The organism is Micromonospora sp. NPDC050695 (assembly GCF_040654415.1).
Classification (GTDB): domain Bacteria; phylum Actinomycetota; class Actinomycetes; order Mycobacteriales; family Micromonosporaceae; genus Micromonospora.
Genome location: NZ_JBFAHZ010000006.1, coordinates 17,013 through 34,597 on the forward strand (window position 1 = coordinate 17,013; position 17,585 = coordinate 34,597).

10 protein-coding genes are annotated in these 17,585 nt (G+C 72.7%); 9 read left to right on the forward strand and 1 reads right to left on the reverse strand.

Annotation, left to right across the window (positions count from 1 at the left end; translation table 11 throughout):
* Window positions 1–180 precede the first annotated feature (180 nt).
* Genes AB0H52_RS06120 through AB0H52_RS06150 form a run of 7 tightly spaced genes read left to right on the forward strand, consistent with a single transcriptional unit; the run spans window position 181 to window position 11,980 of the window.
* The gene (locus AB0H52_RS06120; RefSeq protein ID WP_151488430.1) at window positions 181–2,130 is read left to right on the forward strand and encodes a CRTAC1 family protein; all 1,950 of its coding nucleotides are present in this window, start codon (window positions 181–183) and stop codon (window positions 2,128–2,130) included.
* Between the two features lie 5 nt (window positions 2,131–2,135).
* On the forward strand, window positions 2,136–3,149 hold the full coding sequence (locus tag AB0H52_RS06125) for an enediyne biosynthesis protein (protein ID WP_151488429.1): 1,014 nt from the start codon (window positions 2,136–2,138) through the stop codon (window positions 3,147–3,149).
* A complete protein-coding gene (locus AB0H52_RS06130; protein ID WP_357945571.1) occupies window positions 3,146–8,890 on the forward strand; it encodes a type I polyketide synthase in 5,745 nt (1,914 codons plus the stop codon). Before AB0H52_RS06125 ends, AB0H52_RS06130 begins: the two co-directional genes overlap by 4 nt.
* Window position 8,891: 1 nt before the next feature.
* On the forward strand, window positions 8,892–9,326 hold the full coding sequence (locus tag AB0H52_RS06135; RefSeq protein WP_151488427.1) for an acyl-CoA thioesterase: 435 nt from the start codon (window positions 8,892–8,894) through the stop codon (window positions 9,324–9,326).
* A 19-nt stretch (window positions 9,327–9,345) separates the two neighbouring features.
* Window positions 9,346–9,927: a flavin reductase family protein gene (locus AB0H52_RS06140; protein ID WP_151488426.1), complete on the forward strand. Its 582-nt coding sequence runs from the start codon at window positions 9,346–9,348 to the stop codon at window positions 9,925–9,927.
* Window positions 9,924–11,294, forward strand: a complete 1,371-nt coding sequence (locus AB0H52_RS06145; protein ID WP_151488425.1) for a cytochrome P450 — start codon at window positions 9,924–9,926, stop codon at window positions 11,292–11,294. The genes AB0H52_RS06140 and AB0H52_RS06145 overlap by 4 nt, the downstream gene beginning before the upstream one ends.
* A complete protein-coding gene (locus AB0H52_RS06150) occupies window positions 11,291–11,980 on the forward strand; it encodes a class I SAM-dependent methyltransferase (RefSeq protein WP_151488424.1) in 690 nt (229 codons plus the stop codon). Before AB0H52_RS06145 ends, AB0H52_RS06150 begins: the two co-directional genes overlap by 4 nt.
* Before the next feature lie 151 nt (window positions 11,981–12,131).
* Here AB0H52_RS06150 and AB0H52_RS06155 read toward each other — a convergent pair whose 3' ends face one another.
* Window positions 12,132–12,422 (reverse strand): phosphopantetheine-binding protein, encoded by a 291-nt coding sequence (locus tag AB0H52_RS06155; protein ID WP_357945575.1) that lies wholly within the window; start codon window positions 12,420–12,422, stop codon window positions 12,132–12,134.
* Window positions 12,423–12,699: 277 nt separating this feature from the next.
* Here AB0H52_RS06155 and AB0H52_RS06160 point away from each other — a divergent pair, with 277 nt between their 5' ends.
* Both AB0H52_RS06160 and cmdF read left to right on the forward strand, forming a co-directional pair.
* Window positions 12,700–15,960 carry an AMP-binding protein gene (locus AB0H52_RS06160; protein WP_357945753.1) on the forward strand — a complete coding sequence of 1,087 codons (3,261 nt, stop codon included), beginning with the start codon at window positions 12,700–12,702 and terminating at the stop codon, window positions 15,958–15,960.
* A 5-nt stretch (window positions 15,961–15,965) separates the two neighbouring features.
* Window positions 15,966–17,573: a tyrosine 2,3-aminomutase gene (gene cmdF, locus AB0H52_RS06165; protein ID WP_151488422.1), complete on the forward strand. Its 1,608-nt coding sequence runs from the start codon at window positions 15,966–15,968 to the stop codon at window positions 17,571–17,573.
* Window positions 17,574–17,585: the final 12 nt, after the last annotated feature.

A 17,585-nucleotide genomic window follows, 5' to 3' on the forward strand; every position in this document is an offset into this window, starting at 1 on the left:
CGGGTCGTCCCGGCCGCCGGACCGGTCGCCTGTCGACCGCCTCCGGTCGGGGCCGGGCCGGCCGGCGACACCGCAGGTGCCGGGCGCGGCCCGCGATCCGACCGGCCCGGGCCGGTACGCCACCGCGACGCGCGGTGGGTCGCTCCGACGAGTCCGTCACAAACGGGAGGTCTTGAGTTCATGTCAGCGACGTTTGGCTTGCTGCGCCGGCAGCTCGCCGGGTTCATCGGCCTCGCACTCGTGGTCGGGATGTTCTTCGCCGTCCGGTTGCCCAGCGCCTCCGCGGCGGAGCGGACAGGGCTGGCGTCCCGGTACGCGTTCGAGCCCATGGGAATCGCCCTGCCCTCCGGGGCTGTCCAGCAGTCCGTCCGGAAGGTCAACAAGGCCTACACCAACATCGACGCCTGGATCTCCTCCGTAGGTGCCGGCATCGCCATGAACGACCTGGACGGCGACGGCCTGGCCAACGACCTCTGCGTCACCGATCCCCGCACCGACCAGAGCATCGTCACGCCGACACCGGGCAGGGGTGAGCAGCGGTACCAGCCGTTCGCGCTGGACCCCACGCCACTGCCGATCAGTCGGATCACCGCGCCGATGGGCTGCGCACCGGGTGACTTCAACGAGGACGGCCGGATGGACCTGCTGGTCTACTACTGGGGCCGTACGCCGATCCTCTTCCTCGCCCGGGGCGGGGCCCTCGCCCTCGGCAACACCGCCTTCCGTGCCGTCGAGCTGGTGCCCGGCGTCGGCGCCGGCGAGTACAGCGGACCACTGTGGAACACCAACGCGGTCGCGGTCGACGACTTCGACGGGGACGGCCACGTCGACATCTACATCGGCAACTACTTCCCGCACAGCCCGGTCCTCGACGACACGGTCGACGGCGGGGTGGAGATGAACGACTCGATGTCCAACGGCATCAACGGTGGCGAGGACTACGTCTTCCGGTGGACCGGCGGCGCCGCCGGCGCCGAGCCGACCGCCACCTTCCAGCGGGTCAACAACGTGATCCCCCGGGACGTCTCCAAGGGCTGGGCCCTCGGCGCGTCGGCCGCCGACATCGACGGCGACCTGCTGCCCGAGCTGTACCTGGCCCACGACTTCGGCCCGGACCGGCTGCTCTACAACCGCTCCACCCCCGGCAACATCGAGTTCGTCCTGGTCGACGGGGTTCGCGGCCCGACCGTCCCGAAGTCCAAGGTGCTCGGCAAGGACTCCTTCAAGGGGATGGGCGCCGACTTCGGTGACATCGACGGCGACGGGCTGTACGACCTGTTCGTCAGCAACATCACCACCCCGTTCGGCATCCACGAGAGCAACTACGCGTTCATCAACGCCGCGAAGAACCAGGGTGAGGTCAAGACCAGTTTCAGCGGCGGTGACGCTCCGTTCGACGACCGCAGCGCGGATCTGGGCCTGGCCTGGTCGGGCTGGGGTTGGGACGTCAAGATGGCCGACTTCGACAACGGCGGCCGGCTCGCCATCGCCCAGGCCACCGGCTTCGTCCGGGGTGAGGTCAACCGTTGGCCCCAGCTCCAGGAGCTGGCCACCACCAACGACACCCTGGTCCACAACCCGGCCTGGTGGCCGAACGTGCGCGCCGGCGACGACGTTGGCGGCAACCAGCGGCTGCACCTGTTCGTCCGGGGTGAGGACGGCCGGTACGTCAACATCGCGCCCGAGATCGGGCTGGACATCCCCGTACCCACCCGGGGGCTGGCCACCGGCGACTCCGACGGTGACGGCCGGCTCGACCTCGCCGTCGCCCGACAGTGGGCGGAGCCGATCTTCTACCGCAACACCAGTCCGACCGCGGGGGCCTTCCTCGGCCTGCGTCTGACCCACCAGTCCGCCGACCCGGCCGGCCGCGGCTCGCCCGCCGTCGGCGCCCAGGTCGCCGTCACCACGCCCGACGGCCGCACGCTGGTCTCCAAGGTGGACGGTGGCGGCGGGCACTCCGGCAAGCGCAGCAACGAGGTGCACATCGGGCTGGGCGCCAACGTCACCGGCCCGGTGAAGGTCAGCCTCTGTTGGCGCGACCGCACCGGACAGATTCGCAAGCAGGACCTTCAGCTGACCCCGGGTTGGCACGACGTGCAGCTCGGCTCGCAGGCCAACGAGAGGTAACGGACATGGCCGAGACCACGACCAACCCCATCCGGCACGACGCCAAGATCACGACTGCTCTACGGCGTTTCGCCATGTCGATCACGATCTTCAACATCGTCGGTTACACCTATCTCGGCTTCGAGCAGCCCTGGCTGTGGCCCTTCATCGCACTCGCCACCGGGTACACCGTCGAGATCGTGCTCGAGGCCATCGGCGCCCGGGCCGAGGGTCGCGCCCCGCGCTTCCTCGGCGGCGGCAAGCGCGGGTTCATGGAGTTCCTCCTCCCCGCGCACATCACCTCGCTGGCCGTGAACATGCTGACCTACGTCAACGACCGGGTCTGGGTGATGATGTTCGGGGTCACCGTCGCGATCGCCGCGAAGTGGATCCTGCGGGCACCCGTCCGGGGCCGGCTGCGGCACTACATGAACCCGTCCAACTTCGGTATCGCGGTCATCCTGATCCTGTTCCCCTGGGCCAGCATCGCCCCGCCGTACCACTTCACCGAGCACACCACCGCGATCGGCGACTGGCTGATCCCGGCGATCATCATCACCGCCGGGACCATGCTCAACGCGAAGCTCACCAACCGGATGTGGCTGATCCTCGGCTGGCTGTCCGCGTTCGCACTGCAGGCCGTGGTACGCGGGCTCATCCTCGACACCGCCATCCTGGGCGCCCTGGGCATGATGACCAGCGTGGCGTTCGTGCTGTTCACGAACTACATGATCACCGACCCGGGCACCAGCCCGTCCAGCCCCGCCTCGCAGGTCGCCTTCGGCGCCGGCGTGGCCACCGTCTACGGGCTGATCACCGGCGCGGGCATCGCGTACGGGCTCTTCTTCGCCACCGCCACGGTCTGCCTCATCCGCGGCCTGTACCTGTGGGCCCTGCACATCTCCAACAAGGTCCGCTTGCAGCGGGAGGCCGCCGACGGCGGGGGCACCGCGGGCGGCCTGCCCGCCTCGATCTCCACCGGCACCGGGCCCCTCGTCGCCGCGGAGCCGAACTCGCACAAGGAGGCGGTACCGGCATGAGCAGGATCGCCGTCGTCGGCCTGGCGTGCCGATATCCCGACGCCGCGTCCCCCGGGGAACTGTGGGAGAACGCGGTCACCGGACGGCGGGCCTTCCGCCGCCTGCCGGACGAGCGGATGCGACTGGCCGACTACTGGGACGCCGACCGCAGCGCCCCGGACCGGTTCTACGCCCGCAACGCCGCCGTCATCGAAGGGTACGAGTTCGACCGGGTGAAGTTCCGCATCGCCGGCAGCACGTACCGGTCCACCGACCTCACCCACTGGCTGGCCCTCGACGTGGCCGCCTCCGCCCTCGGTGACGCCGGCTTCCCGATGGGGGAGAACCTGCCCCGCGAGCGGACCGGCGTGGTGGTGGGCAACACCCTCACCGGTGAGTTCGCCCGCGCCAACGTGCTGCGGCTGCGCTGGCCGTACGTCCGGCGGACCGTCGGCGCGGCCCTGCGCGAGCAGGGCTGGGACGACGACCAGCTCGCCGACTTCCTCGGCACCCTGGAGGGCCGCTACAAGGCGCCGTTCCCGGAGATCGACGAGGACACCCTGGCCGGCGGCCTGTCCAACACCATCGCCGGTCGGATCTGCAACTACTTCGACCTCAAGGGCGGCGGCTACACCGTCGACGGCGCCTGCTCCTCCTCGCTGCTGTCGGTGCTGACCGCCTGCCGAGGCCTGGCCGACGGCGAACTGGACGTCGCCGTCGCGGGCGGGGTCGACCTGTCGATCGACCCGTTCGAGATCATCGGCTTCGCCAAGACCGGCGCGCTGGCCCGCGGCGAGATGAAGGTCTACGACCGGGGCTCGAACGGCTTCTGGCCGGGCGAGGGCTGCGGCATGGTCGTCCTGATGCGACACGAGGACGCGGTGGCGCAGGGCCGACGGATCTACGCGTCGATCGCCGGCTGGGGCGTGTCCTCCGACGGCAAGGGCGGCATCACCCGCCCGGAGGAGGACGGCTACCGGCTGGCGTTGCGCCGGGCGTACGAGCGTGCCGGCTTCGGCATCGAGACCGTCGCCCTGTTCGAGGGGCACGGCACCGGCACCGAGGTGGGCGACGCCACGGAACTGCGGGCGTTGACGGCAGCCCGCCGGGCCGCCGGCGCCAACGGCACACCGGCCGCGATCAGCTCGATCAAGGCGATGATCGGGCACACCAAGGCCGCCGCCGGCGTCGCCGGCCTGCTGAAGGCCGTCCTCGCGGTGCATCACCAGGTGCTGCCGCCGGCCGTCGGGTGCGAGGACCCACATGACGTGCTCACCTCGGCCGACGCGACGCTGCGGGTGCTCCCCGCCGCCGAGCCGTGGCCGGCCGACGCGCCGCTGCGCGCCGGGATCACCGCCATGGGGTTCGGTGGGATCAACACCCACCTGGTCCTGCAGGGCGAGGACAACGCCCGCCGCTCCCCGGACGCCCGGACCCGCACGATGGCATCCCGGACGCAGAACGTGGAACTGCTCGCGCTGGACGCCGACACCCCGGCCGAGCTGGCCGAGCGGATCGGCACCCTCGCCGCGCAGGTGATCAGGCTCTCCTACGCGCAACTCGGTGACCTGGCCGCCGGCCTCTACCGGGAGCTGGGCGACCGGCCGTACCGGGCCGCCGTGGTGGCCCGCTCGCCGGAGGACGCCGAACGCCAGCTGCTCAGGGTGCACGCCGCCCCGCAGGCCGGGGAGACCCGGCTGTACGCCGTGGACGGACGGGCCTTCCTCGGCCATGCCCGGGGCACCGCCCGGGTCGGCTTCCTCTTTCCCGGGCAGGGCACCGGTCGTGGACGGCCGGCGCAGGCGCTGCGGCGCCGGTTCACCCAGGCCGACCGGATCGTCACCGAGGCGGCGCTGCCCACCGGTGACGTGGTGGCCACCGAGGTCGCCCAGCCCCGCATCGTCACCGGGTCGGTGGCCGGGCTCAGCGTGCTCTCCGCGCTCGGCATCGAGGCCGACGTGGCGGTCGGGCACAGCCTCGGTGAACTCACCGCTCTGCACTGGGCCGGGGTGATGGACCTGGCGTCGGTGCTGCGGATGGCCGCCACGCGGGGCCGGACCATGGCCGAGCACGGCCGGCCCGACGGGACGATGGCCGGGATTCCGGCCGACCCGGAGACCGTACGCCGACTTCTCGGCGAGGACCCGGTGGTCATCGGCGGCTACAACAGCCAGCGGCAGACCGTCGTCTCCGGTCCGGTCGACGCGGTCGAGCGGGTGCTGGAGCGCGCCGAGGCGGCCGGTGTCGCCGGAAAGCGACTGCGGGTCTCGCACGCCTTCCACTCGCCGCTGGTCGCCGAGGCGGCCGAGGCGTTCGGCGGGTACCTCGCCGGTGAGCGCTTCAACCCGCCGAACCGGCAGGTGATCTCCACCGTGACCGGCGCCGAACTGCCGCCGGACACCGACGTCGCCGCCCTGCTGCGTGACCAGATCACCGATCCGGTGCTGTTCACGCAGGCCGTCGCGCTGGCGGCGAAGGAGGTGGATCTGCTCGTCGAGGTCGGGCCCGGACGCATCCTGTCCGACCTGGCCCGCGGCGACGTGTCGGTGCCGACGGTGGCGTTCGACACCGACGACGAGACGGTCGCCAGCGTGCTGCGGGTGGCCGCGGCGACGTACGTCGTCGGGGCCGCTCGGGTGCACCCGCAGCTCTTCGACGGCCGGCTGATCCGACCGTTGAAGGACACCGACGAGTTCACCTTCTTCACCAGCCCCTGCGAGACGGTGCCCGAGGTGACGCTGCCCGAGTCGCAGCAGCGGGCCGTCGAGGCCGCCCCGGCGGCCGGTGACGCGCCCACCGGTGAGTCGGCGGCGATGACGCTGCGCCAGCTCGTGGCCGAGCGGGCCGAGCTGCCGCTGGACATGGTCCGCGAGGACAGCCGACTCCTCGACGACCTGCACCTCAGCTCGATCACGGTCAGTCAGGTGGTCAACCAGGCCGCGGAACGCCTCGGCGTGCCCCCATCCCGGCTGCCCACCAACGTCGCCACCGCGACCGTGCGGGAGGTCGCCGAGGCGCTGGACACCCTGATCGGCACCGGCCTGATGGAGGACCTGGCGCAGCCGGTGTCCGTGGCCGGCGTGGACACCTTCATCCGGGCCTTCGCGGTCGACCTGGCCGAGACACCCGCGCCGACCCCCGGTCCGGCCGAGCCGGCCGGGACGTGGCAGCTGTTCGGCGGGCACACCGACCCGCGCGCCGAGCAGGTCCGCCAGGCGCTGGCCACCGGCGGCGTGGGCGGTGGCGTCCTGGTGTGGCTGCCGGCCGACTGCACCGCGGAGCAGCTCAACACGGCTCTGCAGGGGGCACAGGTGATCCTGGCCGACGGGGCGGGCGACCGCTTCGTCGTGGTGCAGCACGGCCTCGGTGCCAGCGGCCTGGCTCGCACCCTGCGGCTGGAGGCACCCCGGATCCGGACCACGGTGGTGCAGCTGCCGGCGGGGCTCGACGCCGCCGAGCGGGTGCTGGCCGAGGTCGCGGCGACCGAGGGCTACCGAGAGGTCCACTACGACCCTTCGGGCGTACGTCGGGAGCAGGTCCTGCGGGCCCTGCCGATCGCTCCGGCCCGCACCGACGCCCCGCTCACCGAGGGTGACGTGCTGCTGGTCACCGGCGGCGGCAAGGGCATCACCGCCGAGTGCGCGCTCGCCCTCGCCGTCGACGCCGGAGCCAAGCTGGCGGTCCTGGGCCGCTCCGACCTCGCCGGCGACGCGGAGCTGTCGGCCAACCTGGAACGCTTCGCCGCCGCCGGCGTCGAGGCCGCGTACTTCCAGGCCGACGTGACCGATCCGCTCGCGGTCCAGGCCGCCGTGGACGAGGCCCAGCGTCAGCTCGGCCCGGTCACCGGTGTGCTGCACGGCGCCGGGCGCAACGAGCCGGCGGCGCTCACCTCGCTGACCATGGACGCCTTCCACGGTGCGCTGGCACCCAAGGTCGGCGGGCTCGCCGCCGTCCTGGACGCCATCGAGCCGGAGAGGCTGAAGCTGCTGGTCACCTTCGGCAGCATCATCGGCCGGGCCGGGTTGCGGGGCGAGGCGCACTACGCCACGGCCAACGACCGGCTCGCCGAGCAGACCCGCCGTTTCGCCGACGCCCACCCGAACTGCCGGTCCATCTGTCTGGAGTGGTCGGTCTGGTCGGGCGTCGGCATGGGGGAGCGGCTGTCCGTCGTCGAGTCGTTGACCCGCGACGGCATCACGCCGATCACCCCCGACGAGGGCGTGGCGATGCTGCGTCGACTGGTCACCGACCCGGACACCCCACCGGTGGTGGTGGCCAGCGGCCGGGCCGACGGTCTCGACACGCTGCGCTTCGAGGAGCCGGAGCTGCCCCTGCTGCGCTTCGTCGACCGGCCCCAGGTCCGCTACCACGGTGTGGAGCTGGTCACCGACGTCGAACTGACCGCCGGTAGCGACCTCTACCTGCCCGACCACCTCCTCGACGGCAACCTGCTGTTCCCGGCGGTCTTCGGCATGGAGGCGATGGCGCAGGCGGCCATGGCCGTCACCGGTCGCGACGAGACACCCGTCATCGAGCAGGCCCGCTTCGCCCGACCGATCGTGGTGCCGCCGCTGAGCAGCACCACCATCCGGATCGCGGCACTGGTCACCAGCGACGACACCGTACGGGCGGTGATCCGCGCCGCGGACACCGGGTTCGCCGCCGACCACTTCGAGGCGGTGCTGCGCTTCGTCGAGGCACCGGCGCCGGCCGGCCCGCCGGAGCAGGTCGCCGACGACCTGCCGCCGGTGCCGCTCGACCCGGCCCGGGACCTGTACGGCGGCACCCTCTTCCAGGGGGCGCGCTTCCAGCGGCTGCGCGGCTTCCACCGGGCCGCGGCCCGCGACGTCGACGCCGACGTGGCGGCCGTGCCCGACACGGACTGGTTCAGCGCGTACCTGCCGGGCACCCTGCTGCTCGGCGACCCGGGGGTCCGGGACGCGCTGATGCACGGCAACCAGGTCTGCGTTCCGGACGCCACGCTGCTGCCGGTGGCCATCGAGCGGCTGTACCCGGCCGGGCCACGGCTGGGCACCGACGGGCCGCTGCGCTACTGCGCCACCGAGCGGGAGCGCGACGGTGACACCTACGTCTACGACATCGCGTTGCGAAACGGCACCGGCGAGGTCGTCGAGCGGTGGGAGGGTCTGCACCTGCGGGCCGTCCGCAAGAAGGACGGCCGGGGTCCGTGGGTGGCGCCGCTGCTCGGCTCCTACCTGGAGCGGACCCTGGGCGACCTGATCGGCGCCACCGTGGCGGTCGCCGTCGAACCGGACGGAACCGCCGACGACCCGGACGCCCTGGCGGTCGGTCGCGCCCTCGGGCACGCCGTGTCGCTGCGCCACGACGGCGACGGGCGTCCGGAGAAGGTCGGTGAGCGGTCGGTGGCGGTCAGCCACGGTGCCGGCCTCCGCCTCGCCGTGGCGGCCTTCGCCCAGGTCGGTGCCGACGTGCGGCCGGTGCCGTCGCGGGCCGCGGACGAGTGGTCGGCGGTCCTGGGCCGGCACGCGACGCTGCTCGACCAGTTGGTCGACGGTCCCGGCGAGGACCGCGACAGCGCCGGCGCCCGGATCGAGGCGGTCCTGGCCTGCCTGGGTCAGATCGGCCTGCCGGAGCACGCGCCGGTGGCGCTGACCCCGGTACGACGCGACGGGTGGCTGGTCTTCGCCTCCGGTCCGGTGCGGGTGGCCACCCTCGCCACCACCGTGGGAGACGACGCCGTGCCGGTCATCCTGGGCGTCCTCACCGACGGCTGGTCGTGAGATGGAGGACTACTACGAGTACCGGCACACCGTGGGGTTCGAGGAGACCAACCTCGTCGGGAACGTCTACTACGTCAACTACCTGCGCTGGCAGGGGCGGTGCCGGGAGATGTTCCTGCACGACAAGGCGAACGACATCCTCGCCGACCTGCGCGGCGACCTGAAGCTGTTCACGTTGAGGGTGGACTGCGAGTTCTTCGCGGAGATCACCGCCTTCGACCAGCTGGCCATCCGGATGCGGTTGGTCGAGCTGACGCAGACGCAGATCGAATTCGGCTTCGACTACGTCCGGCTGCACCCTGACGACGAGGTGCTGGTCGCCCGTGGCCGTCAACGGGTGGCCTGTATGCGCGGGCCGAACAACCGCACCAGCCCTGCCCGGGTCCCGGAGTCGTTGGCCCGGGCCCTGGGGCCCTACCGGGCACGGGTGGCGTAGCGACACACGGGAGGTACACGTGAACGTCCAGTCAGAGTCCGCCGTCGAGCCGTCCGACCCCGTCCAGCTGCGCCGAGCGTTCGGCTCGTTCGCCACGGGCGTGACCGTGGTGACGGTGGGCGGCGATTGTCCACACGGGATGACGGCGAACTCGTTCACGTCGGTGTCCCTCGACCCGCCCCTGGTGCTGGTCTGCGTCGACCAGCAGGCGATCATGCACGGCAGTCTCCTGGAGCGCGGCCAGTTCGGGGTCTCCGTACTGGCCGCGCATCAGGAGCCGGTGGCCCGGCACTTCGCGAACCGGCGCCGCCCGCTGGGGGCCGCCCAGTTCGACGCGGTCGACTGGGTCGCCGGCCGGCTCACCGGCGCACCACTGATCACCGGGGCGCTGGCGCACTTCGAGTGCCAACTGTGGCGGTCCTACGAGGGTGGCGACCACACCATCTTCGTCGGGAGCCTCCTGTCGGTGCGCCGTGAGCCGCAGACCGACGGGGTGCTGTTCGTGCACGGCCGGTTCCGGCAGCTCAACCCGGACGGGGTCGACCTCGCCGACGGTGTGCCGGCGTGGCACGCCACGGCCCGGGGCGGGGTGACGGGATGACCACCACGGAGATCCGTCAGGTGCCGGTGGGTCCGACCGGGCCGGCGATGCTCCGGACGCTCTGGCAGCTCGGCCGGGACCGGCTGGGCCTCATGCGCACGGCGGCGAGCTATGGTGACGCCGTCCGGCTCGGGCCCAGCTTCAAGACGCTCTACTTCTTCAACCACCCCGACCACGCGAAGCACGTACTGGCCGACAACAGCCAGAACTTCCACAAGGGGGTCGGGCTGGCCCAGGCCCGTCGGGCCCTCGGCGACGGCCTGCTCACCAGCGAGGGTGAGCTGTGGCGCAAGCAGCGCCGGGTGATCCAGCCGGCGTTCCAGGCCAAGCGGATCGCCGCGCAGGCCGGCGTGGTGGTCGAGGAGGCCGCCCGGTTGGTCGACCGGCTGCGCGAGCACCGCGACGGCGCCCCCGTCGACATCGTCCGGGAGATGACCGGGCTCACCCTCGGGGTGCTGGGCCGCACCCTGCTCGACAGCGACCTCAGCGGGCACAGCTCGGTGGGGCACAACTTCGAGATCATGCAGGACCAGGCCATGTTCGAGATGGTCACGATGGGTTCGGTGCCGACCTGGCTGCCGCTGCCGCACCAGTTGCGCTTCCGGCGCGCCCGCCGGGAGTTGCAGCGGATCGTCGACGCCCTCGTGGCCGAGCGGCGGGCCCGCGGCGAGGAGGGTGACGACGCGCTGACCAGGTTGATCGTCTCGACCCGGCAGGAGGCCGACCCACAGGTCGGCCGGCTGCGGATGCGCGACGAGTTGGTCACCCTGCTGCTGGCCGGGCACGAGACGACGGCCAGCACGCTGGGCTGGACCTTCCATCTGCTCGACCAGCACCCGCAGGTACGGGAACGGGTCCACGCCGAGGCGGTGGAGGTGCTCGGCGACCGGCTGCCCGTGTACGACGATCTCGCCGGGCTGCGGTTCATCGCCCAGGTGGTCAACGAGGCGATGCGGCTGTACCCGCCGGTGTGGATGCTCTCGCGCATCGCGCAGGGGCCGGACGAGATCGGCGGGTACCACGTGCCGGCCGGCGCGGACGTGCTGATCTGCCCGTACACCCTGCACCGCCATCCGGATTTCTGGGACGACCCGGAACGCTTCGACCCGGACCGGTTCGACCCGTCCCGCTCCGGGGGCCGGCCCCGGTACGCGTACGTGCCGTTCGGCGCGGGCCCCCGGTTCTGCGTCGGCAACAACCTGGGGCTGATGGAGGCCACCTTCGTGGTCGCCATGGTCATCCGGGAGCTGCGGCTCACCGCCGATCCCGCGCACCGGATCGTCCCGGAGCCGATGCTGTCGCTGCGGATCCGGGGCGGCCTGCCGATGCGGGTCACCGCGGACGGCCCGTCGAGGAGGTACGTGTGACCGGCGCCGGGTTCGCTGAGGTCAAGCACGTGCCGGTCAACCAGGCGGTCCGGGACTATCTGGTCCGGTCCAGCTCGCCGCCGGACCCCGCGTTGAGCGGGCTGGTCGACTCGACCCGCGGGGTGGGCGAGGCGGCGGGGATGATGGTGCCGGTCGAGCAGGCCGCGCTGCTGACCATCCTCACCCGCCTCGTCGGGGCGCGTACGGCGGTGGACATCGGGACGTTCACCGGGCTGTCGGCGCTGGCCATCGCCCGCGGGCTCGCCCCGGGCGCGCGGGTGGTGACCTGCGACGTCACGGACCGGTGGATCGACATCGCCCGCGCCTCCTGGGAGCGGGCCGGGGTGGCCGACCGGATCGAGTTCCGGCTCGGCTCGGCGGCCCGCACGCTGCGGTCGATGGCCGCCGACACGGTCGTCGACCTGGTCTTCATCGACGCCGACAAGATGAACTACCCCACCTACTACGAGGCCGTGGTGCCGCTGCTGCGCCCCGGCGGCCTGCTGCTGGCGGACAACGTCCTGCTCGACGGGTACGTCCTGGATCCGGAGCTGGCCGAGCCCGGCCTGCCTCGCCGCGCCGCGCAGACGTTGCGCGCGTTCAACGCGACGCTGGCCGCCGACGACCGCTTCGAGACGGTCATGCTGCCGATCGCGGACGGGCTCACCATCGCCCAGCGCCGCTGAACCCTCCGTACGCGACCCCGGGCCGGTGGGCCCGGGGTCGCGTCGTGGGGCGCCCGCCGGCGGCGCCGGATGATCGCCCGGGAGGGCGGGACCGGGCACGACGAAGCGGACCCACCCGGAGGTGGGTCCGCGAGGTCCGATCTCGTGCCGGTCAGGCCGGGTTGGCCGCCTGCGCGTCCGCCGTCTGCCCGACGGCGGCCACGACCGCCGCCGTGAAGGTCGCCAGGTCCGGGTCCTCGAAGAGCAGCCCGACGTCCACCACCGCGCCGAGCTCGTCCTCGATGCGCGTGATGATGCGAACCGCCGAGATGGACTGTCCCTGCAATTCGAAGAATGTCGCGTCGGGTCGATCCTGCGGCATGTGCAGAACCTCGCGCCAGATCGCCTCGACACGCTTTTCGACCGCTGACTGACGCGCGCCGTCCTGATCGATATCCGTCATTCGCAATGCTCCCTTCGTGGCGAGGTGCGGTACGCGTGGCCGGCTGGCCACACGCCGGGCTGCAGCAGGCACGGCGTACCGCGCATCCCATGATCGGTGCGGCCGGTGGGCGCGCGCATCCTTGCGATTGCGCGGCTGCGCACGCGGCCCGTGGCGGCGTCACCCCGGTCGGTCGACGCGGCGGAATCCCGTCCCGCAATCGGATGTGCTCGATTTTCGGGATCGCAATTGTTGAGAAGACCCGCCCATTGCCGCGTGCCACGATTCGACCGTGGCAATGAGCAGAGACACTGCGCTGGCCGGTACGTCCGAGACGGGTGCCGACCTCGTCGGCACGTCCTGGGCGCAGGACGGCGTGTGGCTGCTGGAACGCCTCGCCCCGTACCGGGGGGTGCACCGGATCGTGCGCAGCTGGCAGATCGACGGACCGGTCGACGTGCCGGCGCTGCGCATCGCGTGGCGCGCGGTGTTGGATCGGCACGAGGTGCTGCGGACCCGACTGGCCGAGGTGGACGGCCGTCCGGTGCCGGTGGTCGCCGTCGATCCCGAGCGCGCCTTCGTCCACGTCGACCTGACCCACCTGGCCGACGTCGGGAACGAGCGCGCGGCCGACCGGGTCTGCGCCGCCGCGGCCGCCGCCCCGGAGCACGCCACCGATGGTCCACTGGCCCGTCTGACCCTGGTACGGACCGGCGCGGCCGCGTACCGGCTGGTGCTGGCGTTGCACCGCGCCGTGGCCGACGACCGGTCGGTCTCCATCCTCGTCGACGAGTTGTCGGTCTGCTACGCCGCCGTCGTGCGGCCCGCCGTCGCCGGTCCGGCGGCGCTGCCACCGGCGCCCCGCTACGCCGACTACATCCGGTGGCAGCGCGACCTGGTCGCCGGGCCGGCCGGCCGGCAGTTGCTGGACTGGTGGACCGACGCCCTCACCCCCGCGCCCCCGCCGGTGCCGCTGCCCGTCGACCACGACCCCGGCACCCGGCCGTCGGCCACCGCCGGCGTGCACCCGTTCGACTGGGGCACCGGGTTGGCCGGCCGACTCGCCGCGTTCTGCCGGGCCCGACGGACCAGCCCGACGGTGGTCCTGCTGGCCGCGCTCCAGGCCGTCCTGCACCGGTACGGCGACGACGACCGGATCAGCGTGGTGCTGCCCGTTCCGGTGCTCCCGCCGGGGTTCACCGGTCTCGTCGGCCCCTGTGACAACCTGGTGGTGCTCTGCACCGACCTCGGCGGCGCCCCCACCTTCACCGAGGCGGTGGGCCGCGCCGCGGCCGTGGTCCGGGCCGCCACCGCACACCGCGACCTGCCGTTCGCGCGGCTGGTCGGGGAGCTGCCCGTTGAGCGGGACCGGGGCCGGGTGCCGTTCTGCGACGTCGTGCTGGCCGTTCCCGGGCCGGAGGCCGACCTGCGGCTGGCCGGTGCCGGGACACACCTGGCGGACGTCCTCGACGGCGGGCCGACCGTCGCGGATCTGGTGGTCACCGTCCGCCGTACCTGGCCGACGGTGTCCGGCACCCTGACCTACCGGGGGGACCGGTTCGAGGCGGTCTCGGCGGTGGGTGTGCTCGGGCAGGTCCGCACCCTGCTGTCGGCCGCGCTGGCGGCCCCGGACACGCGGGTGGACCGGCTGCCGCTGGACGAGCCGGCGGCGCTCGACCCGGTGCCGCAGACCCGGGACGCCGAACCCCCACCGGTGTACGAGAGCGTCACCCGGCACGCCGGTCGGATGCCGCAGGCGATCGCGGTGGCCGGGGGAAACGACCGCTGGACGTACGACGAGCTGGAGCGCCGGTCGGCGGCCCTGGCCGCGTACCTGAGCAGGTTGCCCGTCGACGGCGCACCGGTCGCGGTCCGGATGGAGCCCGGTCCGTGGCAGCTCGCCGCGTCGCTGGGCGTCCTGCGCGCCGGCGGCCACCTGGTGTGGTTCGGCGCCGGCGACGCGGGCGAGCGGGGCCGGGCGGTGCTCGCCGAGCTGCGCCCGGCCTGCCTGCTACGGGTCGGCGAGGACCCGGCTGACGAACTGACCCGCTGGTTCCGCGACGACCTCGACGGCCGGGTGATCGACGTGACCGCGCCCGGGCCGGCACCGGGCGGGGCGAGCGTGCCGGCGGTGCACGACCCGGGCTCCCGGACCGCCTACATCGCCTACACCTCGGGCTCGACCGGACGGCCCAAGGGCATCGCCCAACCCCACCGCGCGCTCGCCCAGTTCGTCGGGTGGATGGCCGAGGCGCTGGAGTTGGCCCCCGGCGCCCGCGTGGCCCAGTGGGTCACCCCCGAGCACGACCCGAGCATCTGCGAGGTGTTCGCCACGCTGGTCGGCGGCGGCACCCTGCACCCGGTGCCGGACCGGATCCGCGTGCACCCCGAGAAGCTGGCCGACTGGCTGGTGCGGGAGCGGATCACCTTCCTGCAGACCGTTCCGAGCTTCGCCCGGGAGCTGCTGGCCGTCATCGCGGCCCGGGAGCCGGCCGACCGGCCCACCGGCCTGTCCCGGCTGGTGCTCATGGGCGAGGCACTGTCGGGTCCGCTCGTCGACGGGTTCCGCCGGGCACTGCCGGACACCCGGCTGGCCAACATCTACGGCCCGACCGAGACGATCGCGGCCACCTGGCACGACATCACCGGCCCGGTGCCGGCGACCGTGCCGATCGGACGTCCCATCCCCGGACGGCAGGTCCTGGTCCTCGACGAGGCGGGCCGGCCCTGCCCGACCGGGGTCACCGGCGAGATCGTGGTGCGCAGCCGGCACGTCTGCGACGGCTACGTCGGCGGTGGCGGCACCGGGTCCGCCTTCCGGGCCCCCGCCGGCCACCCGGACGACGGGACGGGCCTGCGGTGGTACCACACCGGTGACCTCGCGCGGCGGCGGTGGGACGGCCTGCTGGAGTTCCGCGGGCGCCGCGACCAGCAGGTCAAACTCCTCGGAACCCGGGTCGAGCTGACCGACGTCGAGGCGGCGCTGGTCGCGCACGACGGGGTGGCGGAGTGCGTCGTGGTGCCGGTGACCGACCGGGACGGCCTGGTGGTCCGGCTCGCCGCGTACGTCGTACCGCGTCGCGGTCCCGACGGCGGCCCGCTCTCCGGGGCGGGTGAGTGGCGGACGCACCTGCGCCGGCGGTTCGGCACGGCGATGGTGCTCGTCTCCTTCGAGTCGATGCCCGGCCGGTTGCCCCGCACGGCGGCGGGCAAGGTGGACCGCCGCCGGCTGCCGGCACCCCGATCGGCGTCGGCCCGCCGCGCCCCGACCGGCCCGGTGGAGCAGGCGCTGGCCGAGGTCTGGTCGGCCCTGCTCGGTGGGGGACCCGTCGACGCCGAGTCGACGTTCTTCGCCGCCGGCGGGCACTCGCTGCTCGTCCCACCGCTCGTGGCACGGATCCGGCGACGCTTCGGCGTCACGGTGACGCTGCGGGACTGCTTCACCCACCACACGTTGGCCGGCATGGCCGCCCTGATCGAGGCGACCCGCACGGCACACGACCGTTCGATACCAGCGGATTCGGCAGACCTGAGGGCTGTCACGGACGCGATGGAGTGAGTGCATTGACGTTGGCCAAGACCGCGCAGGCAGTGGCAATCACGGGCGAGGACCTGGACATCTCCGGGGTACGACGGGTGGCAGAGGAGGGCGCACCCATCGAGGTGGCGTCGTCGTCGCTGGCCCGGGCGGGCAAGAGCCGGATGCTGTTCGAGGACATCGTGCGCCAGGACGTGCCGGTGTACGGGGTCACCACCGGCTACGGCGAGATGATCTACATGCTGGTCGACACGGCCAAGGAGGTGGAGCTGCAAACCAACCTGGTCCGCAGCCACGCCGCCGGGGTGGGTCCGTTGTTCGCCCAGGACGAGGCGCGGGCGGTGGTGACCGCCCGGCTCAACGCGCTGTCCAAGGGGCACTCCGCGGTCCGCCCGGAGCTGCTGGAACGGCTGGCGCTCTACCTGAACCTCGGCCTGACCCCGGCCATCCCGGAGATCGGCTCGCTGGGCGCGAGCGGTGACCTGGCCCCGCTGGCGCACATCGCCTGCACCGTGATCGGTGAGGGCTATCTGCTGCGCGACGGGCAGCGGGTGCCCACCGGCGAGGTGCTGCGCGAGCACGGCATCGAGCCGATGCAGCTGCGCTTCAAGGAGGGGCTGGCGCTGATCAACGGCACCTCGGCGATGACCGGCCTCGGCGCGCTCGTCGTGGGCCGGTCGATGGACCAGGTCCGGCAGGCCGAGATCGTCACCGCCCTGGTGATCGAGACGCTGCAGGGATCCACCAGCCCGTTCCTGGCCGAGGGGCACGACGTGGCCCGACCGCACCAGGGCCAGATCGACACCGCGGCGAACATGCGTTCCCTGATGCGCGGTAGCGCGCTCACCGTCGAGCACCGGCAGCTGCGCAGCCAGCTCCAGGAGGGCAAGCAGTCCGGTGTGGACGTCCAGCGCACCGACGTCTACATGCAGAAGGCGTACTCCCTGCGGGCCATCCCGCAGGTCCTCGGCGCGGTACGCGACACCCTGTACCACGCCACCAACAAGTTGAACATCGAGCTCAACTCGGCGAACGACAACCCGCTCTTCTTCGAGGGCCACGAGGTCTTCCACGGGGCGAACTTCCACGGTCAGCCGATCGCGTTCGCGATGGACTTCGTGACGATCGCGCTCACCCAGCTCGGTGTCCTCTCCGAGCGCCGGACCAACCGGCTGCTCAACCGGCACCTCAGCTACGGCCTGCCCGAGTTCCTGGTCACCGGCGACCCGGGTCTCAACAGCGGCTTCGCCGGCGCGCAGTACCCGGCCACGGCTCTGGTCGCCGAGAACCGCACGATCGGCGCGGCGAGCACCCAGAGCGTGCCGTCCAACGGCGACAACCAGGACGTGGTGAGCATGGGGCTGATCGCCGCCCGCAACGCTCGCCGGGTGCTCGCGAACAACCAGCACATCCTGGCCGTGGAGTTGCTCGCCGCGGCCCAGGCGGTGGACATCTCGAAGCGGCGCGCCGGGCTCAGTCCCGCGTCCGCGGCGGCGTACGAGTTCGTCCGCGGCATCGCGCCGACCCTGGACCGGGACCGCTTCATGTCCGACGAGATCGAGCAGGTCGCCGTCGCGCTGAGCCGGGGCGGCCTGGTCGCCGCCGTCGCTCAGAGCGACATCGAGCTGCGGTGAGCGCCGGAACAC